This window comes from Citromicrobium sp. JLT1363, assembly GCF_000186705.1.
Lineage (GTDB): Bacteria > Pseudomonadota > Alphaproteobacteria > Sphingomonadales > Sphingomonadaceae > Alteriqipengyuania.
Map to the genome: position 1 here is coordinate 264,751 of NZ_AEUE01000008.1, position 25,372 is coordinate 290,122.

Here is a 25,372-nt window from a genome sequence, read left to right on the forward strand (position 1 = left end):
TAAGGAAATATAAACCATGCGCCGCAAGGCGCGCAACCCCTGCTCAATCCACGAGTCGCGCGCCTTTCTGGCTGGTGATTTGAGGGGCTTTGGAGTGCCCCGAAACGCTAGCCCCAGGTCACTTCCTTGGCGCTGTCGATCACGGTGCCGAGGATGCCGTAATCCTTGGCTTCCTTCGTGCTCATCCAGAAATCGCGGTCGATATCCTTCAGCACCTTCTCGTGCGGCTGGCCGGTGGCATCGGCGATCTTCTGCGCGATGCGTTCGCGCATCTTCACGATTTCCTGCGCCTGGATGGCAATGTCGCTCGCCGGGCCGCGCGCGCCACCCGAGGGCTGGTGGATCAGGAAGCGAGTGTTGGGCAGGCAGAAGCGGCGCTCTGCCGGGACGCTGAGGAAGATATGCGTCGCGATGCTGGCGACCCAGCCGGTGCCGATCATCGCGACGGGCGAGGCGATGAAGCTGATCAGATCGTGGATCGTATCGCCCGATTCCACGTGGCCGCCCGGCGAATTGACGATCACGCGGATCGGTTCGTTCGAAACGTGGTCCAGATAGAGCAGCTGCATCGAGATGCGCTCCGCCATCTTCTGGTCGACCCCGCCGAAGATCAGCACGGTCCGCGCATCGAGGAACTTGTTCATCATCGCTGCGCCAGCGTTGCTCATGTCCTTCTGCTCGTCCTCGTCATCGTCGGCGCGAAAGGGGAGGGGGGTGTTGGGCATCGAGATCATCATCAGGCTCCTGCGGTGCGCTCCGACGCGAAATCGCGACGGCGCTTGGTGTTGGCGGGACAACTGGCGTGGCCGGGCTTTCCATTCAAGCCTTGATGATGAAGAGGTGAGGTCAGATATAGGCGTCGACGAGAGACAAGGACACTTCATGCAATTCGACGAATCCGGCTACTTCCGCGATCCCGCAACCGGCGCCCTGGTGCCCGTCGTGGTCGAACAGACCAGTCGCGGGGAACGCAGCTTCGATATTTTCAGCCGCCTGCTGCGTGAACGCATCGTGTTCATCACCGGGCCGGTGGAGGATGGCATGGCCAGCCTGGCGGTGGCGCAGCTGCTCTTCCTGGAGAGCGAAAACCCCTCCAAGCCGATCAGCATGTACATCAATTCGCCGGGCGGCGTGGTGACGGCGGGCATGGCGATCCACGATACCATGCAGTACATCCGTCCGCGCATCTCCACGGTGTGCGTGGGCCAGGCGGCCTCGATGGGCAGCTTCCTGCTGGCCGCGGGCGAGCCGGGCATGCGGATCGCGCTGCCCAATGCACGGATCATGGTCCACCAGCCTTCGGGCGGCGCGCAGGGCATGGCCTCGGACATCGAGATCCAGGCGCGCGAGATCCTGCGCATCCGCAAGAACATGAACGAGCTTTACGCCAAGTACACCGGCAAGGAGCTGTCCGAGATCGAGGAAGCGATGGATCGCGATACCTTCCTCGATGCGAAGGAAGCGATGAAGTTCGGCATTGTGGACAAGGTGTTCGAGACCCGGCCCCAGGGCGACTCCGGTGACGATTCGGATGACGATGACACCGGATCGGGCGGTGCACCTGCCTGAACACCGGGCTGTCGCGGTGTGCCGAAGCTGGCCACCGCGACACACATGTTTGAATTTTTAGGGGTAAATTTACGCGGGGGCTGTCTTCAGCCCTTCGCAAGGCGGCCTGTGGCAGGATAGCCATCTGTTGCAATGGCGCGCGTGAAAGTTACATTCGGTAGGTTCCCGCCCACGCGGGGATTCGAGGATTAGAAGGTTATGAGCAAATTGAGCGGAACGGATAGCAAGAGCACGCTGTACTGCAGCTTCTGCGGCAAGTCGCAGCACGAAGTGCGCAAGCTGATCGCCGGGCCGACCGTCTTCATCTGCGATGAATGCGTCGAGCTTTGCAACGACATCATTCGGGAAGAGACCAAGGCGGGGCTGACCGGGCGCAAGGAAGGCGAAGTGCCTTCGCCGTCCGAAATCTGCGCCACGCTCAACGATTACGTGATCGGGCAGGAGCGTGCGAAGCGCGTGCTCTCCGTCGCGGTGCACAACCATTACAAGCGCCTGAAGCATGCGGGCAAGCAGGGCGACGTCGAACTGGCGAAGTCCAATATCTTGCTCGTCGGGCCGACCGGCTCGGGCAAGACGCTGCTGGCGCAGACGCTGGCGCGCACCTTCGACGTGCCGTTCACGATGGCCGATGCGACCACGCTGACCGAAGCGGGCTACGTGGGCGAGGATGTGGAGAACATCATCCTCAAGCTGCTGCAGGCCAGCGACTACAACGTCGAGAAGGCGCAGCACGGGATCGTCTATATCGACGAGATCGACAAGATTACCCGCAAGGCGGAAAACCCCTCCATCACCCGCGACGTGTCGGGCGAGGGCGTGCAGCAGGCGCTGCTCAAGCTGATGGAAGGCACCACCGCCTCCGTTCCGCCGCAGGGCGGGCGCAAGCATCCGCAGCAGGAATTCCTGCAGGTCGACACCACGAACATCCTGTTCATCTGCGGCGGTGCCTTTGCCGGGCTCGACAAGATCATTGCCGACCGTCTGCAGAAGCGCAGCATCGGTTTCGGCGCGCATGTCGCCGATCCGGACAAGCGCCGCATCGGCGAACTGCTGGAAAAGAGCGAACCGGAAGATCTGCTCAAGTTCGGTCTGATCCCCGAATTCGTCGGTCGTCTGCCGGTGATCGCCTCGCTGCACGATCTCGATGTCGATGCATTGGTGACGATCCTGCAGGAACCGAAAAACGCCATCGTGAAGCAGTACGCCAAGCTGTTCGAGCTGGAAGGCGTGGAGCTGACCTTCAACGACGACGCGCTGCGCGCGATTGCCGAGCGTGCGATCAAGCGCAAGACCGGCGCACGCGGCCTGCGTTCGATCGTGGAAGGCCTGCTGCTCGACACGATGTACGACCTGCCCGATCTGGAAGGCTGCAACGAAGTCGTGATCGACAAGGACGTGGTCGAAGGCCGCAAGGAACCGATCCGCGTGTTCGACGGCGAGGGCAAGCGCGCCTCCGACGCGGCGTGATAGTGGCCGGCTGATATGAGCGGGATCGCAGCTTCTTTTCCGGGGCTGGCGATCCTGTTCCTGTTTCTTTCGGGCCTGACGCGCGCAGGGGTAGCCTAGCTTGGCAGACCGCAACTACCTGTTCGTGTGCAGCCAGAACCGCTTGCGCAGCCCCACGGCCGAGCAGGTCTTCTGCGAGACGGCCGGAATAAACGCGCTTTCGGCAGGCACCAACAACGATGCCGAAAATCCGCTGTCGGACGAACTTGTCGAATGGGCAGATGTGATCTTTGCGATGGAGAACACCCATCGCAACAAGCTGCGCAAGAAGCACAAGGCCGCGCTGAAGGACACGCGCGTGATCGTGCTGAACATCCCGGACGATTACGCCTTCATGGACCCAGAGCTGATCCGCCTGCTCAAGGCCCGGATGTGGAAGTGGCTGCCCACACACTAGCAATATGAAAAACCCCGCCCGGCCGGGTTACTGGCCGAGCGGGGTCCCTGGTGCGACGCCGGTGTTAGCGGGGTGGAGGCAACCGACGCCGCGAGGGGTCTGAAATCATCCGGGCAGCGACACCGCGTTGGTCACGTGGATTACGCCGTTGGACTGGAACACATCCGCCTGGGTTACCGTGGCGGTTCCGCCCCTGGCGTCCACCAGCACCACGTTGCCGCCTTGCATGCGCGCGGTCAGCGTGCCGCCATTGACGGTTTCCAGCCTGGCCATGCCCCCGCCCTCGCGGATCATCTGCATCAGCTGGCTGGCCGAAACGCGTCCGGGGACGACGTGATAGGTGAGAACGTCGGTCAGCATCTGCTTGTTCTGGGGCTTCAGCAGCGTGTCCACCGTGCCGGCGGGCAGCTTGGCGAAAGCGTCGTTGGTCGGCGCGAAGACGGTGAAGGGGCCGGGGCCCGAAAGCGTATCGACCAGACCGGCGGCCTTTACCGCAGCAACCAGCGTGGTGTGATCCGCCGAATTGACCGCATTCTCCACGATATTGCGCGATGGGTACATCGCGGCGCCGCCGACCATGACGGTGGTTTCGGCATTGGCGCTGGCCATCTGGCTGCCATCATCCATGCCGTAGGTCTCGCACCCGCCAAGCATGGCTGCGCTGGCGCCGAGCATCAGGGCGGCATGGGTTTTCTTGAGCAACATCGTCGATCTCCTCTATCCAACAGGTCGTTTCTTCCCGTCGGTGAGGAGTTACGAAGCGGGCCTCGCTCCGGATGCAGCGACGCCCGAAATTCTTTTCGGGCTCAGGTTTTCAGCAGTGTCCCTTCGGCCACCACCGGGCCGGGCGCGGACTTGTCGGGTGCGCCACCGATCGGCTCCTGGCTGAGCAGGATCTGCGCACCTTCATGCATCGATCGGGCCGTCTCCGTTTCGAGCGGAACGCGCTTCTGCGTTCCCGGAGCGATGATGCCCAGCGATTGCACCTGCGCGCCTTCACCGGGAGGCAGCAGCCACAATTCGTGGTCGTGGACACCATCGGCGCTGAGCCCCTCGGCAGCTACCAGCAGTTCCTCTCGCCCGGGAATGTAGGTCACGCCGATGCGCAGAGGCGTATCGGCAATGGGGATCGAGGCGACCAGCGGCGTGCTTTCCTGCGCAGGGGCCGGGCCGGGCGCCTGCACAAGTGGCACCAGAAGCAATGCGAGCGCGGCAACGGCCGCAACCGCGCTGCCTGCCGCGACACGCTGCCAGAGCACGACCCGGCGGTGCAGTGAGACAACCTCGCTCTCGCCTGCGCCATCCTCGATATCGCTGGCGATACGGCTCCAGAGTTCGGGCGGAGGGGCAAGGCCCTCCACATCGTCGAGCATGGGGACAAGGCGCTTTTCCCACTGGGCGACCAGCCCCGCGAACGCCGGTTCGCGCGCGATCCGCCCGCGCGTGGCGAGCAGGGCTTCGCCTTCCAGCAGGCCCATCGCGTATTCCGCTGCCTGCCGTTCATCGCCCGCCAGTTCCGGGCCGTTGCCGGGTGTCTTGTCGTCCGCCGCGCTCATTCGCCGCGCTCCATGCATTCGCGCAGTTTCAGCAAGCCGCGCCTGATCCAGCTTTTCATGGTGCCCAGCGGCACGCCCGCCTGTTCCGCAAGCTCCGCATAGGTACGCCCGTCGAGAAAGGCGGTGCGGATGGGTGTGCGCTGCTTTTCGTCCAGCGTTTCGAGGCAGGAATGCACCCGTGCCTCGCGCTCCGCGTCGATCAGCATGGTGTCCGCTGACGGGGTATCGTCGGAAAGACCGGCTGCCTCGTCCACCGATACCGCGCCGCGGCGGACCTTGCCCGAACGCAGCCGATCGACCGCGCGGTTGCGCGCGAACGTCGCCAGCCAGGCGATCGGGCTCGCACGGGTGCCGTCGTAACGGTCGGCATTGCGCCAGAGAGTGATGTAAACGTCCTGCAAGGCGTCTTCGGCTTCTTTCCTGTCCTGCAAGATACGCAGGCAGATGCCGAAAAGCTTCACATTGGTGAGGCGGTACACCTCTTCGAGCGCGGCGCGATCGCCCTTCGCCATGCGCAGCATGGCGGCTTCGAGTGCCTCGCGGGCTTCGGGGCTGGAGGGTATCAAGGAATCGATGTCCCGCTCGCGACCAGTTCGGACAGGGTGACGGGCCGCAGCCCGCGCTCCTCGAGACCACGCAATACGATCGGCAGGGCATCGCGCGCCGTCTGGTTATGGCGATACATGGGATGCATCAGGATGATCGATCCCGGGCGCACCCGATCGAGGATATCGTCCGCAAAGGCCTGCGGATCGCCATCAAAGTCCTCCGGACGGTCTTCGACATCCCACATCGCCAGACGATATCCGGCACGCTCGACCTCCTGCGGCAAGCCGATCAGCCGTCGACCGAATGGGGGACGAAACCAGACCGGTGTCGCCCCGGCCTGTTCCAGCGCATCGTGCGTGCCGGAGATTTCCTCACGGTAGAAAGCACGGTTCTTGCCGATGTTGCGTTGGTGGGACCAGCTGTGATTGCCAAGCTCGTGGCCCGCCTGCAGCAATCGCTCGGCCTGACCGGGGAATTTCTCCATCCGGTTGCCGATCAGGAAGAACGTGGCCTTCGCACCATGCTCTTCGAGGATCGGCAGGACGGCGTCCACTCCTTCAGGGGTGGGGCCATCGTCGAAGGTCAGTGCCACCAGCGGCTCTTGCGTATCGACCGAACACACGAATTCGCCCGTGAGCTGGAAACAGCGGCTCTTGGACAACCGGTTGACGCCGAACGCGAGGACCACGGCGAGCGTCACGGCGCAAAGAAGTGCGATGCCCAGCGTGCGCCATCTATTGAAGGTCATGATCGAACCGCCCGCCATCTTCGCTTCCCTACTGTCATTGTCGCGGGACATCCATCTGGCCACAAGGACAAAGTGCGTTGGCGGCGATGTTCGCGAACGCTCCGAAGCAGTGCCGCTCAGCAGCCGCTGCTGCAGTCGCGTTTCTCTTCGATCTGAAGCGTGGCATGGCCGATATTGTGATCGTGCGAAAGCCGGTGCGCTACTTCCGCAAGAAACGCGTCGCCAGGATGGCCTTCCGGTATCACGAGGTGCGCGGTCAGCGCGGTTTCAGTGGTCGACATCGGCCAGATATGCAGGTCGTGGACCTCGGTGACGCCCGGCTCGCTTTCCAGTGTGGCACGCACTGCCGCTTCGTCGATCCCCTCGGGCACGCCCAGCAGGCCGAGCTTCAGGCTGTCGCGGGCAAGGCCCCAGGTGCCCCAGCCGATCACCGCCAGGATGACGAGGCTGGTGAGCGGATCGATCCAGATCGCGCCGGTCAGCAGAATCGCGGCGCCCGCAACCACCACGCCTACCGAAACCAGCGCATCGGCCGCCATGTGAAGAAAGGCGCCGCGGATGTTGAGATCGTCCTTGCGGCCGCTGACGAACAGCAGCGCGGTGGCTGTGTTGATGACGATGCCCACGCCCGCAACCCAGATCATGGTCCAGCCTTCGGGCTCTACCGGGTCCAGCAGGCGGTCGATCGTCTCGAACAAAATCGCGCCGATAGCGACCATCAGCAGCGCGGCGTTGGCCAGCGCGGCGAGGATGGTGGAACTCTTCAGGCCATAGGTGAAGCGGGGCGAGGGTGGGCGCTTGGCCGCCGCGCTCGCCCCCCAGGCGATCAGCAGGCCGAGCACGTCGGACAGGTTGTGGCCCGCATCGGCGACCAGCGCCATCGAGCCGGAGATATAGCCGAAGGTCGCCTCGACAATGACGAAGGCGGTGTTGAGCGCGATGCCGATGGCGAAGGCGCGCCCGAAATCGGCCGGAGCATGGGAGTGCCCGTGCGAATGACCGTGCGCGTGTGAGTGATCGTGTCCCAAATCGCCCTCTGTCGCCGCGACCCCGGTAAATGAAGGCGCGGTCGCCCGAAAATACCTGCGCGCCCTATCGCGATCTAGGAGGGCGGCAAAACTTTTTCTTCTGTTTCAACATGATATGCCATACCATTCCGGACGTTTTCAGTGCCTTGCGCCGGCGATATCGCAGGCAAATAGAAGAACTTGCTGCTCCGATCGGCCAGTGCGGGGCGCGGTGATCGCGTGTGACTGCCCGTCGCTATGCGGTCAAGCAGCCCGGCAGGCTAGCGTTGAGAATCGCTGGGGTCCGCGCGAGTCACTCGTACACGCACGCATCCAGCCCCTCGCGGGCCATGGTGTCGATCGCGCGCGCCGTGCGGTCGCCGTGGCGGCGCAGCCAGCCCTGCGGGTTCTTCACCTCGCGCTTCTTGGGGCTGGGCAGGGCGACCGCCATGCGCGCCGCCTCGGAATTGCTCAGCCGGTCCGCCCCGTGCCCGAAATAGCGTAGCGACCCGGCCTGCGCGCCGTAGGTGCCGATCCCCGTCTCCGCGACGTTGAGGTACACCTCCATGATCCGCCGCTTGGTCCACAGGTTCTCGATCAGCACGGTGAACCAGGCCTCCAGGCCTTTGCGGAAGAAGCCGCCGCCCTGCCACAGGAACACGTTCTTGGCGGTCTGCTGGCTGATGGTGGAGCCGCCACGCTGCTTGCCGCCCTTCAGGTTGTTCTCCATCGCCGCCTGCATCGCGGCATAGTCGAACCCGTTATGCTCGCAGAAGTTCTGGTCCTCCGCCGCGATCACCGCGCGCACCAGGCTGCGGTCGATATCGTCCAGCCCCCGCCAGTCCTTGGTATAGCCGTTTTCGTCCATCAGCATGGTCGCGGTGACGGGCACGGGCACGAAGCGCCATGCCACCGTCAGGAACAGGCTGAGGCCGATGAACGTCGCGACCAGCGCGGTCAGGATCTGCAGGATGCGGAACATCGCGGAGGCCTATGGACGAAAGGCGGCGCGGCAAGCCAGTGCCCGCCGCGCCGCGCTGTAGGTATTCAACGATCCGTCCGCGTCAGGCCGCGACCGGCATCAGCTTTTCGCCCGCGATCCGCTGCATCGCCTTCTGCAGCTTCTCGAACGCGCGCACCTCGATCTGGCGGATGCGTTCGCGGCTGACGTCGTAGACCTTGCTCAGCTCTTCGAGCGTCTGCGGGTCTTCGGTCAGGCGGCGTTCGGTCAGGATGTGCTTTTCGCGGTCGTTGAGCGAATCCATCGCTTCCAGCAGCATTTCGTGGCGCACATGCGCTTCCTGCGCTTCGGCGGTGGTCTCGTCCTGCAGGGGGCGGTCGTCTGTCAGCCAGTCCTGCCACTGGCTGGCGTTTTCTTCCTCACCGCGCATGGAGACGTTGAGCGAGCTGTCGCCGCCCATCATCATGCGGCGGTTCATGTTGATGACTTCCTGCTCCGGCACGCCCAGATCGGTGGCGATCTTCGCCACGTCATCGGGGTGCATGTCGGAATCCTCGTAGGCCTCCAGCTGCTTCTTCATCCGGCGCAGGTTGAAGAACAGCTTCTTCTGCGCGGCGGTGGTGCCCATCTTCACGAGGCTCCACGAACGCAGGATGTATTCCTGGATGCTCGCCTTGATCCACCACATCGCATAGGTCGCCAGGCGGAAGCCGCGATCGGCTTCGAACTTCTTGACGCCCTGCATCAGGCCGACATTGCCTTCGGAGATGAGATCGGACACGGGCAGGCCATAGCCGCGATAGCCCATCGCGATCTTGGCCACGAGCCGCAGGTGGCTCGACACGAGCTGTGCCGCGGCCTCCGGGTCCTCATGCTCTTCGTACCGCTTGGCGAGCATGTATTCCTGCTCTGCCGTCAGCACGGGGAATTTCTTGATTTCCGACAAATAGCGGTTGAGGCTTTGCTCCCCACCAAGGGCCGGTATGGCTACTGCCTTGCTTTTACTCACTTCGTCCCTAACCTTTCTATAGTCGACCTCACCCCCCTGTTTGGGCCGGACCCCTGCTGGGCATCCGTAAGTGGCGGGCCACCAATTCCCTTATAGGTCTTTTCGCCCCGGAATTCGAGCGCTGTTCATCGATTTCAACGAGCGATTTCGTCGATCAGTTCCGCCATGTCCCGGGGCAGGTCAGCCTGAAAATGGACCCGTTCGCCGGTTGCGGGATGAATGAACCCGAGGCTGGCGGCGTGGAGCGCCTGCCGGTGGAAGCCCAATTTCTCAAGAATCGGCCGCAGGGCCTTGGGATCGCGTCCATATTGTGGGTCTCCCAATAGCGGATGACCGATTGACGCACAGTGAACGCGGACCTGATGCGTGCGCCCGGTTTCCAGCCTGCATTCAAGAATGCTTGCGACCCCGAAAGAATCCGTTGTCCGATAATGCGTGATCGCATGCTTGCCGCGCGTCGCATCCGGGGGGAGCACGGCCATCTTCTTGCGGTCCCTGTCGGATCGGCCGAGCCGTGCGTCGATCGTGCCTTGCGCGGGTTTCGGCTGCCCCGCGCAGATCGCGATATAGCGGCGCGAAATGCTGTGATCGGCAAACTGCTTCGCCAGCCCTTCATGCGCGGAATCGGTCTTCGCAACGACCAGCAAGCCACTGGTATCCTTGTCGATCCGGTGGACGATACCGGGGCGCTCCACGCCGTTGATGCCCGAAAGCTGCCCCGCACAGTGGTGGAGCAGCGCGTTGACCAGCGTGCCATCCCGATTGCCCGCCGCCGGATGGACGACCATGCCCGCAGGCTTGTCCACCACGATCAGGTGCTCGTCCTCGTAGGCGACGACCAGGGGGATGTCCTGCGGTTCAGCCTCCAGCGGCGTGGGGGCGGGCAGGTGGACGGTGAAGGGCGCGCCTTCGGCCACCCTGGCGGAGGGCGAATTCGCACGCTTGCCGCCCACTTCGACCGCGCCGTCCGCGATCAGCCCCTTGATCCGCTCGCGCGACAGATCGGTGGCCTCGGCCAGTGCCTTGTCGAGGCGGGTGGAGGCGGAGATGACTCCCCCTATCAACTCCGCTCGTCCTGAGCCTGTCGAAGGACCGTCCTTACTTTTCGCCAATCGGGAGACGCCCTCCCAATCGCCCCGGATGAGCGCTTGCTTCTTTGCCCTCGACCATCCCTTGATGCGGCGTTCGGCCTCGAATGCTTCTTGTAGCGATGCAAATTCCTGAGACCACACGAGTTCCACCGGCAATTTGTCGGAGGTGAAACCGGCAATCTTTCCAGACCGGTGCGCAGATACGCGCTGATCGAGATCGTCGGTGTGCCCGGTGTAATAGGCACCGCCACGACAGTGGAGCATGTAGGCCCAGAACGGCATGGCTTCGGGAGTAAGAAAAGTACGATCCTTCGACAAGCTCAGGATGAGCGCGATATGGGTATTGATCGGGGCGGTTCGAAAAGCTCAGGGCAGGCGGGTTAAATGAAGATATCGAAACGAACGATAGACACCATCCTTGCTTGCGCGACCTCAGCCCACCCCCACGAATGCTGCGGGCTGCTGCTGGGTGAGGGCGGGCGGATCACCCAGGCGCTGCCCGCCGCGAACGTCCATCCCGAACCCGCCCGCCATTTCGAGATCGATCCGCGCGCGCTGATCGATGCGCACAAGGCTGCGCGGGCAGGTGGGCCGCAGGTGATCGGCTACTACCATTCGCATCCAAACGGCGATCCCCGCCCTTCGGACACGGATCGCGCCGCCGCCGCGCATGACGGGATGGTCTGGGCGATCGCCGCTGCGGGCGAGGTCCGCTTTTTCCGTGATGGGGAGGAGCGATTCGAGGCGCTTTCCTATATTGTTCAGCCACGCTAGGCAGGCGGCGATGATTGATCACAGCGCACCCTCGTACGGCCTGCTTACCACCCTGTCAGGTTCGCCCGGTTTTTCCGCCCCTGAACACTGTGTCAGGTGTGTCAGGGCGCTGGTCGGGAGCATGCCTGCATGACGGGCGAGACCGATCCCCTGCTGCTTGCCAGCCAGCTGTGCTCGCGCCTGTGCCATGACATGCTCAGCCCCGTGGGTGCGCTCTCCAACGGGCTCGAACTGCTCGCCGACGAGCAGGATCCGCAGATGCGGCAGCGCTGTTTCGAGCTGCTGGAGCAGAGCGCGCGGACGAGCGCGGCCAAGCTCAAGTTCTTCCGCCTGGCCTACGGCGCGGGTGGCGGTTTCGGCGAAAAGGTCTCTATCGACGAACCCAGGGCGGTGATTGAGACGCTGGCCGCCGATGCCAAGCGGATCGAGCTGGGCTGGCAGATCGAGACGCCGACCGTGACCAAGGCGGCAACCAAGGTTCTGCTCAATCTCGCGCAGATCGGCCTCGATGCGCTGGTGCGCGGCGGGACGCTGGACCTGGGCGTCGAGGAACGCGACGACGCGACCGAGATCGTGGTCCGCGCGGCGGGGGCCAAGATCGCCTTCGATCAGACGATCGGCGATGCGCTGGCGGGCCGGATGGACCCGGCCGAACTGACCGGGCGCACGGCACCTGCCCATGTGCTCGCCATGATTGCCGAGCGCCAGGGGGGCATGATCCAGACCCATGTCGAGAGTGGTACGCTGCTGCTTGGCGCAACCCTGCCGAACGGCGCATGAGGGACGATGTGCGGAGCGGGGAGGGGATGAGCGAGCTGGTCCATTCCGAGAGGCTTTCGCCCAATTACGACGAGCGTGATGCGCCGGTTTCCATGGTGGTCGTCCACTATACCGAAATGGAGAGCGCGGACGCTGCCCTGGAGCGCCTGACCGATCCGGAATCGAAGGTTTCCGCACATTACCTCATCAGCGAGGCGGGCGAAGTGACCCGGCTGGTGCCCGAAGAGAAGCGCGCGTGGCACGCGGGCGTATCCTACTGGCGCGGCGAAGCGGATGTGAACGCGGTGAGCGTGGGGATCGAGCTCGATCATCCGGGCCACAAGTTCGGCTATCGCGAGTTTGCCGATGCGCAGATCGCGGCGCTTGTGCCGCTGCTGCACGCGATCGTGAAACGCTACGATGTGCCGCGGGCCAATGTGGTCGGCCACTCGGACGTCGCCCCGCAGCGCAAGATCGATCCGGGCGAGCTGTTTCCCTGGGCTCGCATCGCGGAACTGGGCCTGTGCATACCGCGCCCCACGAAGCTGGAGCTGGGCGATCCGTTCGACAACGACAGCGCCTTCTATCTGGCGCTGGAGCGCTATGGCTACGATGTCAGCGACGGGCGCAAGGCGGTCGAGGCGTTCCAGCGGCGCTGGCGGCCCGAACAGATCGACGGCGTGATCGACGGAGAAATTCGCGCGATCCTGTTCCAGCTGCTCTTGGATCGGGACCGCGGGCTCGCTAGATAGTGCGTGCCAGGAGGCCGGGCAGCCGCGGGTATGCAAATACGCGAGGAAAGTCCGGGCTCCACGAAGCAAGGGTGGCGGGTAACGCCCGCCCGGGGCAACCCGAGGGACAGTGCCACAGAGAGTATACCGCCGATGGAGGCTAAACCTCACAGGCAAGGGTGAAAGGGTGCGGTAAAAGCGCACCGGGGGCCTGGTGACAGGTCCCGCCATGGCAAACCCCACCCGGAGCAAGGCCGAATAGGGACCCCGCGCCGGAAACGGCAGGAGCGCTTCGCTTCCGAGGAGGTCCGGGTTGGCTGCTGGAACCGTCTGGCAACAGGCGGTCTAGATGAATGGCTGCCACCCTCCGCAAGGGGGGAACAGAACCCGGCTTACAGGCCTCCTGGCACCTTGATTGCGGCCGCCTATTCGCGGCCCACGCTGGTGTACCGGAAACCCGCCTCACGCATGTCGTCGGGCTTGTAGATGTTGCGCAGGTCCACCAGCACGGGCGCCTTGGCGAGCTGCTTGACACGGCCGAGGTCGAGTGCGCGGAACACGTCCCACTCGGTCACGATCACGACCGCGTCGGCGCCTTCGATGGCCGCATAGGGATCGTCTTTCATCTCGACCTCGGGCATCAGCGGTGCGGCGATCTCCATGCCTTCGGGATCGAAGGCCGCGATCTCCACGCCAGCATCGGCCAGCGTCTGCGCCACCGCGATGGCGGGCGAATCGCGCATGTCGTCGGTATTGGGCTTGAAGGTGAGCCCCAGCATGGCGACCCGCTTGCCGCGCGCGGCATCGTGCCCGCCCAGCGCATCGACAACCTTGCGGCCCATCGCGCGCTTGCGGCTGTCGTTCACCTTGACCACGGCCTCGACGATCCGGGTCGGGCTGTCGTAATCCTCGGCGGTCTTGAGCAGCGCGAGCGTATCCTTGGGGAAGCACGACCCTCCATAGCCGGGGCCGGCGTGCAGGAACTTGGAGCCGATCCGGTTGTCCATCCCGATCCCGCGCGCGACATCCTGCACGTTCGCGCCGACCTTCTCGCACAGGTCCGCGATCTCGTTGATGAAGGTGATCTTGGTCGCAAGGAAGGCATTGGCGGCGTACTTGATCAGCTCGCTGGTACGCCGACCGACAAACAGGATCGGCGATTCGTTGAGGAACAGCGGGCGATAGACTTCGCGCATCACCTCGCGCCCGAAATCGTCCTCGGCCCCGATCACGATCCGGTCGGGCCGCTTGAAATCGCCGATGGCCGCGCCTTCGCGCAGGAATTCGGGGTTCGAGACGACGGCCACCTTCAGCCCGCGCTCCTTGACGGCCGGGCTTTCGACCAGAATCCGCTCCACTTCGTCGCCGGTGCCAACGGGCACGGTCGACTTGGTTACGACCACCGCGTCGTTGGACAGCGATTCGCCGATTTCGCGGGCCACGGCATGGACGAAGGAGAGGTCGGCGTGGCCATCGCCCCGGCGGCTGGGCGTGCCGACCGCGATAAAGATGGCCCCTGCATCCCTGATGCCCTCCGCCAGATCGGTCGTGAAGGACAGGCGCCCGGCGCGCGCATTGGTTTCCACCAGCGCATCGAGGCCGGGCTCGTAGATCGGCATGATCCCCTCGCGCAGCCGCTCGACCTTGGATGCATCCTTGTCGATGCACACCACGTCATGGCCGAAATCGGCGAAGCAGGCACCGGAAACGAGGCCGACATAGCCCGAGCCGACCATTGCGATTTTCATGCCAAGTTCCCTTTCACCGGGCGTCGACGCCTACGCGACTTCGGCCCATTTCTCGATTTCGATAGCGCCGCCATCCTTGCCGGATCGGTCGCACGCCTGAATGTAGCGCCGGGTCTCACCCTCCAGCACCAGCGCCGTCAAGCGCCCGTAGCGAAAAGCGCCGGTATCGATGCCGATCCGGTTGGCCCGCTGATCCACCTCTTCGAAGATGGTGTGGCCGTGAACGATCACCTTCTCGAACGGTGCGTCGTGGCCCAGGAAGCGTTCGCGGATCCATAGAAGATCCTGCCTCGCCTGATCGTGGAGCGCGCGCGTCGGTTCGATCCCGGCATGGGCGAAGGCATAATCGCCCGCTACGATGATCTCTTCGAAGCTGCGCAGAAACTCGCGATCCTCTTCGGGAACAAGGCTGTGCAGCCGTTCCTGCAGTTCGTCGAGCTCCAGCTTGCTGTATTCCGACTTGGCGATCGGGTAGCTGAGAATTGTCTCCCGCCCCCCGTGCTTGAGGAAGTGCCTGAGCACGTTTCGATCCTCGAAGCTGTCGAGAAACATCTCCTCGTGGTTGCCGGCCAGATAGCGCACCTTGCGGCGGGTGCCCCATTCGCGGGCCTTCGCGATTACCTGCGCGCTGCCCGGGCCCCGGTCTACCAGGTCGCCCAGCAGGATGGCTGTGGTATCGGCCGGTCCGGCCTGTGCATCGTCCGCCTCGATCGCATCGATCAGGGCATCGAACAGGCGGTCGCACCCGTGAATGTCGCCGATCGCGTAAAAGCGCGTGCCCGCAGGGGTCGAGGGGCGCGGGCCTTCGGGCGCGTTGCGGAAAAGGTTGCGAAGGGGCTTGAGCATCTGCAGCTGTCGGAAGCGGATCGGTGCGGATCAGACGACTCCCGTCCGCACCTGCACGGCGCCAGATAAGGGCAACCGTGCAGGACCGCAAGCGGGGCGGTCAGGGCGTGGCCTGCCGCGCTTCGTCGTACTTTTCCGAGTCTTCGGGATGCGTGGTGGTGAGCCGCAGCACCACATACCCGATAATCGCGGACAGGATCGAGCCCAGCAGGATGCCGATCTTCGCCTCTTCGACGAACAGGCGATTGCCGGCAAAGGCGAGTTCGCTGATGAACAGTGACATGGTGAAGCCGATCCCGGTCAGGATCGTGACGCCCCAGATTTCCATCCAGTTTGCGCGGTCCGGCTTCTTCGCGATGCCCAGCTTCACTGCCAGGGCCACGATGGTGAAGATGCCGAGCTGCTTGCCCAGGAACAGGCCGGTCGCAATGGCGAAGGGCAGCGGAGCGAACAATTGTTCGGTGGTCATGTCGAGCACGTTCACGCCGGCGTTGGCGAAACCGAAGATCGGCACGACGAGATAGGCGCTCCACGGTGCGAGGCCATGCTCTGCCTTTTCGAGCATGGAGTGCCCGTCACCCTTGCGCATCGGGATCGTCAGCGCGGCGAGCACGCCTGCAATGGTTGCATGCACGCCCGAGAACAGCACGGCGAACCACAATGCGATGGCCACCAGCACGAAGGGCCAGAACTGCTTTACGCCAAAGCGGTTCATGCCGACCATCAGGGCGAAGATGCCCGTGGCGATGGCGAGCCACATCACGTCGAGATGTGCGGTGTAGAAGACTGCGATCACCAGCACCGCGCCGATATCGTCGACAATCGCGACGGTCAGCAGAAACAGGCGCAGCGAGGAGGGCACGCGGCTTCCCAGGATGCCCAGCACACCCATGGCAAAGGCAATATCGGTCGCGGCGGGAATCGCCCAGCCGCGGATCAGCTGCGTATCGCCGCCCGCGATGGCGACGTAGATCAGTGCAGGGACTGCCATCCCGGCGACCGCTGCCATGATCGGCAGGGTCCGCTTGTCCGCGCTGGAGAGCTGGCCCGCGATCAGTTCGCGCTTCACTTCGAGGCCTACCACGAAGAAGAACAGGACCATCAGCCCGTCGTTGATCCACAGGTGCAACGTATTGAGGTAGAAGGTTTCCTTCGGCCACAAATAGTCGTTGAACAGGGCGTCGTAGTCTTCGGCCAGCGGCGAGTTCGCCACGACCAGCGCGGCCGCCGCTACCAGTATAAGGAGAACGCCAGCCGACGCATCGCTGACGAACAGCGCGCGCACGGGTGCGATGGCGCGGCGGAGGGGACTGCGGATCGGTTCAAGCATGGCAACCCTTTTTCTGAAACCTTCCCGCGTTGCAAGGCCCGGATGCGTTGGATAAACTGCAAACACGGCAAGGGGGACTTGGGCGATATGGACGTGGCGGCACTTTCGCCGGTCGATTGGCTGGCGCTCATCCAGCACGAACTGCTCTTGTTTGCGAGCCTGTTTTTCATTCTCGGCACGCTCGACGAGCTGGCGATAGACGGGCTCTATGCGCTGGGTCGGGTGCGTGGTCGCCTGCGAACCGCCTCGATCCCGAGAGGCGAGGTGGAGGGCAGAGAGCTCGCCGGGCCGGTGGCGGTAATCGTCGCGGCCTGGCGTGAGGACGATGTCATCGGGGCCACGATGCGCCACCTGCTTGCTGCCTGGCCGCAGCAGGGCTTGCGGCTCTACGTCGGCTGTTACGCCAACGATCCCGCCACCATCGCCGCCGCGTCGCGGGCCGCCAGCGGGCATGCGCGGGCGCGGATCGTGATCCATGCCGATCACGGGCCGACCACCAAGGCGGACTGCATGAACCGGCTCTACCGCGCGATCGAGGAGGACGAGCAGCGAGAGGGCATCTCCTTTCGCATGGTCGTGATCCACGATGCCGAAGACATGGTCGATCCGGCGGCGCTGCCGCTGTTCGACGCAGGCCTGGCGCGTGCCGAACTGATGCAGCTGCCCGTCGTCCCCATGCCGCAGACGCGTTCGCGCTGGGTCGCGGGGCATTACCTCGACGAGTTCGCGGAATCCCATGCGAAGGCGATGGTCGTGCGCGACTGGCTGGGAACCGGCTTCCCGTCGGCCGGTGTGGGCTGTGCCATCGCACGCGGGCGGCTGGCCAAGCTGGACGCGCAGTCCATGGGCCAGGGGCCGTTCGATGCGGCAAGCCTGACCGAAGATTACGAGCTTGGCCTCAAGGTGGCGGAGGCCGGGGGCAAGACCGCCTTTCTGCGCGTTCGCGGTGACGATGGCGCCCTGGTGGCCACCCGTGCCTATTTCCCCCACCGTCTGGAATCGGCGATCCGCCAGAAGTCCCGCTGGGTGTGCGGCATCGCACTGCAGGGTTGGGACCGGCTGGGCTGGACCGGCAATCTGCTCGACGGGTGGATGCGGCTGCGCGACCGGCGCGGGCCCCTGGCGGCGCTGGTGCTGTTCACCGCCTACCTCCTGCTGATGATAAGCGGAGCGCTGATCGTGCTGCAGCAGCTTGGCCTGGCGAGGCCGGTGCCCCTCACGCCGCTCACCGAGACCCTGTTGATAGCCAATGCGTTCAGCCTTGCGTGGCGAGCGGCATGGCGCTGCGCCTTCACGGCACGCGAATACGGCATGGCAGAGGGCATCCGGGCGATCCTGCGCATCCCCTTGAGCAACATCATCGCCATCATGGCCGGTCGCCGTGCGGTCTCGCAATATGTCGCCAGTCTCCACGGGGGGAGGGTGCGCTGGGAGAAGACGGACCATCACGGCCATCCCTCCATCGGCCAGCGGGCGGTCGCGTGACCGCCCGCGTGCGCCCCGGCGGTCGTCCGCTGATTGCGGTGCTGGCCCTCCTGTCGGGGTGGATCGCGATCCGTGCGAGCGTGTGGGAACCGCCTTTTCCGCTGCCTGCAGCCGACGCGCTCTTCGCACAGGCCCAGGCCACTGGCGAAACCTCGTACCGAACCCGCGATGGCGCGCAGGCGAGGGCGAAAATGGGCGCCGGCCCGCTTCGCCCGCAGCGTCTGGAGCTACCCGCGATGGCTCTCGCCATGCGTCGGCCGCACATCGTCGGGGCGCGGGCAGGCGGCTTCCCGACCAGTGGGGCGGCATACGCCTATCCGGCCGGAATGCAGCTCGCGCGCCTGCGGCAATATGCCAGTCACCAGCTGCTTTTTGCAGCCGCGCTGTCCTCCCTGCCTACCTATGGCGCCATGCCGGAAGGCAGGCTGGCGAGGGACAGGAAGGGCAGGCCGGGCCGCGGGCAGCGTCCTGCGGCGCTCGGCTGGCAGGCCATTGGTCTGGCATTGCAGACGCCGCCGGGTACAGGACCGGTGAAGCCGGCACGCAAGCCGGATCGCTGGGCCGTGGACGCATGGCTGCTGATCCGCGAAGGGTCGGGCCCAGGCCGTCTCGCCGGTACCGGTCCGGCAAGCTACGGGCAGGATCAGGCTGGCGCGGTTGTGCGCTATGCGCTGGCACCGGGTAGCGCTCTTCAGCCAAAGGCCTACGCCAGGGCCAGCAAGGCACTGGTGCGCGGCGGCGAAACCGAGATCGCTGCGGGAGCCAGCATCGCGCTTGTGCAAGACCCTCCCCTGACGATCCATGGCGAAGCCCGGCTGACCGACCGGCCTGGCGTCGCGGGCGACCGGACTGAACTGCGCCCTGCCGTCTTCGTGGTGACCGGATTTCCGCGCAAAGAGCTTGCAGGCGGGCTGGAAGCCGACGCCTACGTGCAGGCAGGCTATGTCGGAGGCGATTTCGAAACCGGCTTCGTCGACGGCAAGGCCAGCCTCGAAGCGCCCGTGCTGCGCTCGGACGCCGGAAACGTGACGCTCGGCGCGGGCGTATGGGGCGGCGCCCAGCGCGATGTCTCGCGGCTGGATGTCGGGCCGACGGCAAGCGCCACCGTGGCGACCGGAAAGGCGACGCTGCGCGCCTCGGTCGGCTACCGTTTCCGCATTGCGGGAGACGCCAATCCCGGCGACGGGCCTGCGCTAACGCTGGCCGCTTCATTCTAGGGTTCATATCTGGTCTAAGCGCGCTTTATTCGCGGGGCCGAAAGGATTACGGCTCTGGCCGCCCATGGATGTCTACCTCCCCATAGCCAACCTGTCCGTCAACGGACTGGTGATCGTCGCGCTCGGCGCGCTGACGGGCATCTTGTCGGGACTGTTCGGCGTCGGCGGCGGGTTTCTCACCACGCCGCTGCTGATCTTCTACGGCATTCCGCCCACCGTCGCCGCCGCCTCCGCCGCTACGCAGGTGACGGGGGCCAGCGTTTCGGGCGTGCTCGCGCATAACCGCCGTGGCGGCGTCGATTACCGGATGGGCGGCGTGCTGGTGGTCGGCGGGATATTCGGCGCGCTGATCGGGGCCCTGCTGTTCCGCTTCTTCCAGGCGATCGGCCAGATCGATGTCGTCATCAGCATCCTGTATGTCTTTATGCTCGGTTCGATCGGATCGCTGATGATGCGAGAGGCGCTGTCCGCGCTCAATATCCGCCAGTCCAAGGGCCTCAAGCGTGCCGCAAAACGGCGCCACCATCCGCTGGTCGCCGGTCTGCCCTATCGTTGGCGGTTCTACGCCTCGGGCCTCTACATCTCGCCGCTCGCGCCGCTGATCCTGGGCACGGGCGTCGGCATCCTGACCATGCTGATGGGGGTGGGCGGCGGCTTCATGCTGGTGCCCGCGATGCTCTATATCCTGGGGATGAGCGGCAAGGTCGTCGTCGGCACATCGCTGTTCAACATCCTGTTCGTGACCATGGCGACCACGATGACCCATGCGCTGACGACCAAGGCGGTGGACCTCGTGCTGGCGGGCCTGCTGCTGGTGGGCTCCGTGCTGGGTGCCCAGTTCGGCACGCGCATTGCGCTGAAGCTGAAGCCCGACTGGCTGCGCCTTGCGCTGGCCACGATCGTCCTTCTGGTGGCGCTGCGCATGCTGTTCGGCCTGAGCATCCAGCCCGACGAGGTCTATTCGGTGGTCAACCTGTGATCGGCGCGCGGCCCCTTCGCGCCGCGTTTGCGCTGCTGTGCCTGCTGGCACTGCCCGCTCAGACCGGAGGCGATCCGGTTCTCGTGCCCGAGGTGTCACAGAAGGAAGTCCAGGTCCGCCAGGGCTTTACCGGTACCGAGCTGTTGCTGTTCGGTGCGGTGATCGATCCGGTCGGCGGGGACGAGGGCTTCGATGTCATCGTGGTCCTCAAGGGCCCGGCGCAGCCCATCCAGCTGCGCGAGAAGCGCCAGATCGGCGGGATCTGGATGAATGCGGAGAGCACCGCCTTCCGCTCTGCCCCCAGCTATTTCGCGGTCGCCTCCAGCCGCCCGATCGACCAGATCGTGGATGCGCGTACCGCAGCGATCTTCGAATTCGGGACCGAGTTCATCCAGCTCAGCCCGTCGGGTTCGATCGATCTCGAAGAACAGGCGCGCATGCGTGCCGGTCTGGTCGACCTGCGGGAGCGGCAGGGGCTCTATCGCACGATAGAGGATGGCGTGACCGTGCGCGAAGGCGTGCTCTACCAGGCGCGTATCGGGCTGCCGTCCAACGTGCAGACCGGCGCCTACACCGCAGAGACGTTCGCCGTGCGCGACGGCCGCGTGATGGCTTCCGCCGTGGCCGAGGTATCGGTCCGCAAGGTCGGTTTCGAACGGTTCGTCGAGGTCTTTGCGGATCGCCAGCCGCTTCTCTACGGGCTCGTCGCGATCTTCCTTTCGCTGCTGATGGGCTGGATGGCCGGGCGTATCTTCAATCGCTCCTGACGGTGTCGGCCGGCTGGGCGATTTTCCCCGCATTGACGCGAACTTAACCCTCATTCGCATATCAACGCCGCCGGCTTTCGCATGCAGGGAGCCTACACGAGGGGCGTTGTTTTCAAGCATGACGGACATTGCAGGTCACGATTTTCGCGCGACGGGCGAACCGGCCGACGCGGAAGAGGCGGAAGCGCCGGGCCAGGCACCCAATGGCACCCGGCCCATCGGCGTCGTGCTCGACGTGGCGGGTGCGGGCGCGACCATCGCGCTCGACAGCGAACGGCTCAACCAATGCGCAGGAGACGCAGATCCGGCGCTTGCCATTGCCGGGCAGGTCGGCAGCCCGGTCAAGATCCGCGCAGGCGACGACTGGCTGCTCGGCAATGTGCGCACGCAGCGGCAGGATCGCCGCGGCACGGGCGGGATCATCGCGGAGGTCGATTTCCTCGGCGAAGGGACGGAGGAGAAGCTGACAGGCCGCGTTCGCGGGTTTCGCCGCGGCGTTACGCGCTATCCCGTACCCGGTGGCATGGTCTTTGCCGCCAGCACCAACGATCTGCGGCATGTCTACGCGGGCGACGGGCGCGCCTTCATCGAGGTCGGCACGGTCTTCCCGACCCGCGATATCCGCGCGGGGCTCTATATCGACCAGCTGCTGGGCAAGCACTTCGCGCTGCTCGGCTCGACCGGCACGGGCAAGTCCACCACCACCGCCCTGATGCTCCACCGCATCTGCGAAGCTTCGCCGCAGGGCCACGTCATCATGATCGACCCGCACGGCGAATATGCCAGTGCGTTCCGGACCAACGGCGCGATCCTGGATGTCGGCAACCTCAAGATGCCGTACTGGCTGATGAACTTCGAGGAGCATTGCGAAATCCTTCTCACCAGTCGGGGGGACGACCGGCAGGTGGACGCCGATATCCTCGCCAAGTGCCTGCTGGAGGCGCGATCGAAGAACCGAATGGCGGAAGGGCTCGGCAAGATCACGGTGGATTCTCCCGTGCCCTATCTCCTGTCCGACCTGTCGGCGGCGCTCAACCGCGAGATGGGCGATCTCGACAAGGCGACGGGCAGCGCGCCCTACATGCGGATCAAGACCAAGCTGGACGAGGTGAAGTCCGATCCGCGCTACCAGTTCCTGTTCTCCGGCATGCTGGTGGGCGACACCATGGGCGAGTTTCTGGCCCGCATCCTGCGCCTGCCCACCGATGGCAAACCGATCTCCATCATCGACGTGTCCGGCGTGCCCTCAGACATCACAACCACGGTCGTCGCGGTGCTCAGCCGCCTGGTGTTCGACTACGCCAGCTGGGCGCGCGAGGAGCGCACCCGGCCGATCCTGCTGGTCTGCGAGGAAGCGCACCGATACGTGCCGAGCGAGAAGCACTTCGATGCCTCTGCTGTCGGCAAGGTGCTCAGCCGCATCGCCAAGGAAGGCCGCAAGTACGGCGTGGCCCTGGGCCTCGTGACCCAGCGCCCGTCGGACCTTGCCGAGGGGGTGCTGTCGCAGTGCGGCACGATCATCTCCATGCGGCTCAACAACGAGCGCGACCAGGCCTTCGTGAGGGCCGCCATGCCCGAAGGGGCACGCGGCTTCCTCGATTCGATCCCCGCGCTGCGCAACCGCGAATGCATCATCTGCGGAGAAGGCGCCGCCGTGCCCATGCGCGTCACCTTCGATACGCTGGAGGAAGCCAAGCGCCCTGCATCCGAAGACCCGAGCTTCAGCGCGTTGTGGCGCGAGACCGGGGGCGAGGAAGAGGCGCTGCAGCGGATCGTCCAGCGCTGGCGCAGCCACTCGTAGGTCTGTACCGAAAGCTCATGTTCCCCGGGTGTCGCCGAACAGGTGGATATGCAGCCGGTCGGACAGTCTGAACCCGTGTTCGAGGCAGAGCGGCACCAGCCATTCCTGCCGTTTGCGCAACGTCCCTGAATCGGTGCCCTCCGCCATCAGGAACACGCGCCCGCGCGGCAGGGCATGGGCGCGGACAAGCTCGCGTACCTCATCCACATCGGCAGGTTCGGCGACCACGAACTTGAAGAAGGCGCGCCCGTCGCTGACGTAGGTGCGCAGCACCTTCGGTATGATCGCCAGTTCACGCGCATTGCCCGAATGCGCCAGTTTCGGACTGATATTGAACTGGTCCACCCACACATCGAGCTTGGGTGGAGGGAAGGCAGTGCCGTTGGTCTCTATCTCCACCGTTAGATCGGGCAGCGCGGCGAGCAGCCGAGCCAGCGCGGGCGCCTGCAGCATCGGCTCTCCCCCGGTGACGACCAGCCGCCGCTGTTCCAGCGCCAGAATCCGGTCGGCCACATCCTCGACTTCCAGCGTCACCTGATTGGCCTTGCGGTCGAATGTCTCGCCCGAGCGGTGCGGGCGCTCGTCCCCGGAAAAGTGCCACGTATAGGCCGTATCGCACCACACGCAGGCGAGGTTGCAGCGCGACAGGCGCATGAAGGCGGTCGGCTCGCCCGCGCTGGGCCCTTCGCCCTGCACGGAGGCGAAAATCTCCGGCCCGCCGGTGTCGTCGGTGGCGAGGACGAGAGTCATGCCCGGGCTCCGCTGACACACCTGACACAGTGTCCAGGGGCGAAAAACCCGGCTCCGTCACGGGGGCGCGGGACGCGGGTGCCGAAGTTGGAGAAATGCGCGGTCATCGGCTGGTCTTCGCAGAAATCGGGGCAGTAGGAAAACCGGTCATCGCCTGTCGAGCAAACTTGCCGCTTGAACGCAGGGTCAGTGCCACTGGGCGGGGTCCAGCGCCAGCAGCTTACCCAGTTGGTCATACAGCGCCGGCATCTGGTCGCGCATCGCGCGAGGCCGCTCGAAGAAGGTGACGATGGCTTCTGCGAAGAACTCCTGATGGCTGGAGGCGCCATAGGGGTCGATCAGCGTGCGTTCCCCGTTTTCGACGCGCTGCACCTGATCCGCGAACGCGTCGAGCATGGCCCTTTCCCAGCCCGCATAGGCCTGCCCCTTGCGCAGGATCGGGATGCCGTTCGTGTGGCCCGAGAGGCCATCGAGCTGGTGCGCGAATTCGTGGATCACGACATTGTGCCCGTCTTCGGCGTCCAGGCCGCCATGCAGCGCATGGTCCCATGACAGGATGACGGGGCCCCGCGCCCAGCTTTCGCCCAGCGTGGCGTGGCTGTTCTCATGGATGAACTGGCCGTCATGCGTGTTGCGGTTCGTGAGGAAGGCCGACGGGTAGATCAGCACGTTCCGGAGAGTGTCGTACCAGACCGGGCTGTTGACGACCAGCAGACAGGCCTGCGCCGCGATGGACAGCTCCATGTCCTCGCTGACTTCGAGCCCGTTCTGGCCGCGGAAGGTGATCTGGTCGAGGAAGAGGTTGATCTTCCCCTCCAGCGCGCGACGCGTGGGTTCGGGCAGGCGACGGACGAGTGGCACCAGCCGTTCGACCGTCGCGCGTTGCTCCGCTGTCAGCGGCGACGCCAGCAGTTGCTCGCGCTTCCGCCGTTTCGCGTGGCCCCGGTAAAACACGAAAGCGGCACCGAGCAGCGCAAGGCCGAGAATGATCCAGGGCGTCATGCCGCTGAAGTAGGATCGCGGTTACGGCTTTGGTAGGAGGGCTCCCCCCGCCGCGCGATGCGAACCTACCCCAGCCTTGCGAGCGCGTGGCGCAGCCGGTCGATCTCGCCGGCGTGGAACGCGGCATCCGCCTTCGCTTTCTCGACGGCTTCGGGCTTGGCCTTCTCGACGAAAGCGGGATTGGACAGCCGCTTGTCGAGTGAACCGAACTCCTTCTGGCTGGCCTCCATCGCCTTGGTCAGGCGAGCCTTTTCCGCGTCGACATCGACGATGCCTTCCAGCGGGATGATGACCGCATCCTCGCCCGCAGCGATCTGCATCACCGGGCCTGCCGGGGCATCCTCGCCCAGATGAAGCGGGGTCAGACGGGCAAGCCGTTCGATGGCCGCAGCGCTGCGGTCCACCACGCGAGCTGCGAGGGGGGAGGGGGCGGGCAGCCACGCTTCCAGCTTCGCGCCGGGCGCAATGCCCAGCTCGTTCTTGGCCGCGCGGGTCGCGGTGGTGAGCGCGATGACCCAGTCGATCGCCGCGACGGCATCCGCGTCCACCTCGGCCTGCGGATCGGGCCATGCGGCGAGCATCAGCTCGTATGGACGCTCTCCGCCCTGGAACTGCGCCTGCGCGTGCCACAGTTCTTCGGTGACGAAGGGCATGAAGGGGTGCAGCATGACCAGGATCTGGTCGATCGCCCAGCCTGCCACGGCGCGGGTTTCGGCGGCTGGGCTCCACTCCCCCTCTCCTTCAGGGGAGGGGGTCGGGGGGAGGGGGCGGCCAGGCGATGCTTCGCCAT

General features: G+C 65.0%; 26 protein-coding genes, 1 other RNA gene and 1 pseudogene. 12 read left to right on the top strand and 16 right to left on the bottom strand.

Features of this window, described 5'->3' with window-relative positions; all coding sequences use genetic code 11:
* Nucleotides 1-107: 107 nt before the first annotated feature.
* Complete coding sequence (locus ADAD_RS0113855) at nt 108-737, bottom strand: ATP-dependent Clp protease proteolytic subunit (protein ID WP_010414944.1); 630 nt, start codon at nt 735-737, stop codon at nt 108-110.
* A gap of 145 nt (nt 738-882) precedes the next feature.
* Between ADAD_RS0113855 and ADAD_RS0113860 the strand changes: the two genes are divergently transcribed.
* From ADAD_RS0113860 to ADAD_RS0113870, 3 genes are all read left to right on the top strand, one after another.
* Nucleotides 883-1,569, top strand: a complete 687-nt coding sequence (locus ADAD_RS0113860) for an ATP-dependent Clp protease proteolytic subunit (protein ID WP_010414947.1) — start codon at nt 883-885, stop codon at nt 1,567-1,569.
* Between the two features lie 198 nt (nt 1,570-1,767).
* Entirely contained in the window at nt 1,768-3,036 is a 1,269-nt protein-coding gene (clpX, locus tag ADAD_RS0113865; protein ID WP_010414950.1) for an ATP-dependent Clp protease ATP-binding subunit ClpX, read from the top strand.
* A gap of 100 nt (nt 3,037-3,136) precedes the next feature.
* Nucleotides 3,137-3,472 (top strand): low molecular weight protein tyrosine phosphatase family protein, encoded by a 336-nt coding sequence (locus ADAD_RS0113870; RefSeq protein ID WP_010414952.1) that lies wholly within the window; start codon nt 3,137-3,139, stop codon nt 3,470-3,472.
* Nucleotides 3,473-3,577: 105 nt separating this feature from the next.
* On the opposite strand, the gene ADAD_RS0113875 is transcribed toward ADAD_RS0113870, so the two are convergent.
* From ADAD_RS0113875 to ADAD_RS17245, 9 genes and pseudogenes are all read right to left on the bottom strand, one after another.
* Complete coding sequence (locus ADAD_RS0113875; protein WP_010414955.1) at nt 3,578-4,177, bottom strand: fasciclin domain-containing protein; 600 nt, start codon at nt 4,175-4,177, stop codon at nt 3,578-3,580.
* Nucleotides 4,178-4,278: 101 nt separating this feature from the next.
* Entirely contained in the window at nt 4,279-5,028 is a 750-nt protein-coding gene (locus tag ADAD_RS0113880; protein ID WP_010414959.1) for an anti-sigma factor, read from the bottom strand.
* A complete protein-coding gene (locus tag ADAD_RS0113885) occupies nt 5,025-5,594 on the bottom strand; it encodes a sigma-70 family RNA polymerase sigma factor (RefSeq protein WP_010414962.1) in 570 nt (189 codons plus the stop codon). The genes ADAD_RS0113880 and ADAD_RS0113885 overlap by 4 nt, the downstream gene beginning before the upstream one ends.
* Nucleotides 5,591-6,376, bottom strand: coding sequence for a polysaccharide deacetylase family protein (locus tag ADAD_RS0113890; protein WP_139020463.1), 786 nt, complete (start codon nt 6,374-6,376; stop codon nt 5,591-5,593). Before ADAD_RS0113890 ends, ADAD_RS0113885 begins: the two co-directional genes overlap by 4 nt.
* 65 nt (nt 6,377-6,441) lie before the next feature.
* Nucleotides 6,442-7,353 carry a cation diffusion facilitator family transporter gene (locus tag ADAD_RS16075; protein ID WP_010414967.1) on the bottom strand — a complete coding sequence of 304 codons (912 nt, stop codon included), beginning with the start codon at nt 7,351-7,353 and terminating at the stop codon, nt 6,442-6,444.
* A gap of 292 nt (nt 7,354-7,645) precedes the next feature.
* On the bottom strand, nt 7,646-8,314 hold the full coding sequence (gene mtgA / locus ADAD_RS0113900) for a monofunctional biosynthetic peptidoglycan transglycosylase (RefSeq protein WP_010414970.1): 669 nt from the start codon (nt 8,312-8,314) through the stop codon (nt 7,646-7,648).
* A gap of 82 nt (nt 8,315-8,396) precedes the next feature.
* Nucleotides 8,397-9,302, bottom strand: a complete 906-nt coding sequence (gene rpoH, locus ADAD_RS0113905) for an RNA polymerase sigma factor RpoH (protein WP_029140156.1) — start codon at nt 9,300-9,302, stop codon at nt 8,397-8,399.
* Between the two features lie 134 nt (nt 9,303-9,436).
* A complete protein-coding gene (locus ADAD_RS0113910) occupies nt 9,437-10,414 on the bottom strand; it encodes an RluA family pseudouridine synthase (RefSeq protein WP_443101004.1) in 978 nt (325 codons plus the stop codon).
* 99 nt (nt 10,415-10,513) lie between these two features.
* Nucleotides 10,514-10,675, bottom strand: a pseudogene (locus ADAD_RS17245) (GIY-YIG nuclease family protein); the annotation flags it as partial.
* A 102-nt stretch (nt 10,676-10,777) separates the two neighbouring features.
* Between ADAD_RS17245 and ADAD_RS0113915 the strand changes: the two are divergent.
* From ADAD_RS0113915 to rnpB, 4 genes are all read left to right on the top strand, one after another.
* The gene (locus ADAD_RS0113915; RefSeq protein WP_010414979.1) at nt 10,778-11,167 is read left to right on the top strand and encodes a Mov34/MPN/PAD-1 family protein; all 390 of its coding nucleotides are present in this window, start codon (nt 10,778-10,780) and stop codon (nt 11,165-11,167) included.
* A 129-nt stretch (nt 11,168-11,296) separates the two neighbouring features.
* Nucleotides 11,297-11,947, top strand: a complete 651-nt coding sequence (locus ADAD_RS0113920; protein WP_010414982.1) for a histidine phosphotransferase family protein — start codon at nt 11,297-11,299, stop codon at nt 11,945-11,947.
* 26 nt (nt 11,948-11,973) lie between these two features.
* Entirely contained in the window at nt 11,974-12,678 is a 705-nt protein-coding gene (locus ADAD_RS0113925) for an N-acetylmuramoyl-L-alanine amidase (protein WP_029140158.1), read from the top strand.
* A 6-nt stretch (nt 12,679-12,684) separates the two neighbouring features.
* Nucleotides 12,685-13,068, top strand: an RNA gene (gene rnpB / locus ADAD_RS16450) — RNase P RNA component class A.
* Nucleotides 13,069-13,082: 14 nt separating this feature from the next.
* Here rnpB and ADAD_RS0113930 read toward each other — a convergent pair.
* The 3 genes from ADAD_RS0113930 to nhaA all read right to left on the bottom strand — a co-directional run bounded on the left by ADAD_RS0113930 (nt 13,083) and on the right by nhaA (nt 16,581).
* Nucleotides 13,083-14,405: a UDP-glucose dehydrogenase family protein gene (locus ADAD_RS0113930; RefSeq protein ID WP_010414988.1), complete on the bottom strand. Its 1,323-nt coding sequence runs from the start codon at nt 14,403-14,405 to the stop codon at nt 13,083-13,085.
* Between the two features lie 30 nt (nt 14,406-14,435).
* Entirely contained in the window at nt 14,436-15,251 is an 816-nt protein-coding gene (locus ADAD_RS0113935) for a metallophosphoesterase family protein (protein ID WP_010414990.1), read from the bottom strand.
* 100 nt (nt 15,252-15,351) lie between these two features.
* Complete coding sequence (gene nhaA / locus ADAD_RS0113940) at nt 15,352-16,581, bottom strand: Na+/H+ antiporter NhaA (RefSeq protein WP_010414992.1); 1,230 nt, start codon at nt 16,579-16,581, stop codon at nt 15,352-15,354.
* Between the two features lie 87 nt (nt 16,582-16,668).
* Here nhaA and ADAD_RS0113945 point away from each other — a divergent pair, with 87 nt between their 5' ends.
* The 5 genes from ADAD_RS0113945 (at nt 16,669) to ADAD_RS0113965 (ending at nt 22,830) form a co-directional block, all read left to right on the top strand.
* The gene (locus ADAD_RS0113945) at nt 16,669-18,066 is read left to right on the top strand and encodes a glycosyl transferase family protein (RefSeq protein WP_010414994.1); all 1,398 of its coding nucleotides are present in this window, start codon (nt 16,669-16,671) and stop codon (nt 18,064-18,066) included.
* Nucleotides 18,063-19,283 (top strand): hypothetical protein, encoded by a 1,221-nt coding sequence (locus ADAD_RS16445; RefSeq protein WP_010414996.1) that lies wholly within the window; start codon nt 18,063-18,065, stop codon nt 19,281-19,283. Before ADAD_RS0113945 ends, ADAD_RS16445 begins: the two co-directional genes overlap by 4 nt.
* 64 nt (nt 19,284-19,347) lie before the next feature.
* Complete coding sequence (locus ADAD_RS0113955; RefSeq protein ID WP_010414997.1) at nt 19,348-20,262, top strand: sulfite exporter TauE/SafE family protein; 915 nt, start codon at nt 19,348-19,350, stop codon at nt 20,260-20,262.
* Entirely contained in the window at nt 20,259-21,029 is a 771-nt protein-coding gene (locus ADAD_RS0113960) for a TIGR02186 family protein (RefSeq protein WP_010414998.1), read from the top strand. Before ADAD_RS0113955 ends, ADAD_RS0113960 begins: the two co-directional genes overlap by 4 nt.
* 118 nt (nt 21,030-21,147) lie before the next feature.
* Complete coding sequence (locus ADAD_RS0113965) at nt 21,148-22,830, top strand: ATP-binding protein (RefSeq protein WP_010415000.1); 1,683 nt, start codon at nt 21,148-21,150, stop codon at nt 22,828-22,830.
* 15 nt (nt 22,831-22,845) lie between these two features.
* On the opposite strand, the gene ADAD_RS0113970 is transcribed toward ADAD_RS0113965, so the two are convergent.
* The 3 genes from ADAD_RS0113970 to ADAD_RS0113980 all read right to left on the bottom strand — a co-directional run.
* Entirely contained in the window at nt 22,846-23,580 is a 735-nt protein-coding gene (locus tag ADAD_RS0113970) for a 7-carboxy-7-deazaguanine synthase QueE (RefSeq protein WP_010415002.1), read from the bottom strand.
* 186 nt (nt 23,581-23,766) lie between these two features.
* Nucleotides 23,767-24,582 (bottom strand): zinc-dependent peptidase, encoded by an 816-nt coding sequence (locus ADAD_RS0113975; RefSeq protein WP_010415005.1) that lies wholly within the window; start codon nt 24,580-24,582, stop codon nt 23,767-23,769.
* 65 nt (nt 24,583-24,647) lie between these two features.
* Nucleotides 24,648-25,372, bottom strand: a 725-nt coding sequence (locus ADAD_RS0113980; RefSeq protein WP_237700833.1) for a class I tRNA ligase family protein, incomplete at its 5' end; no start/stop codon positions are given.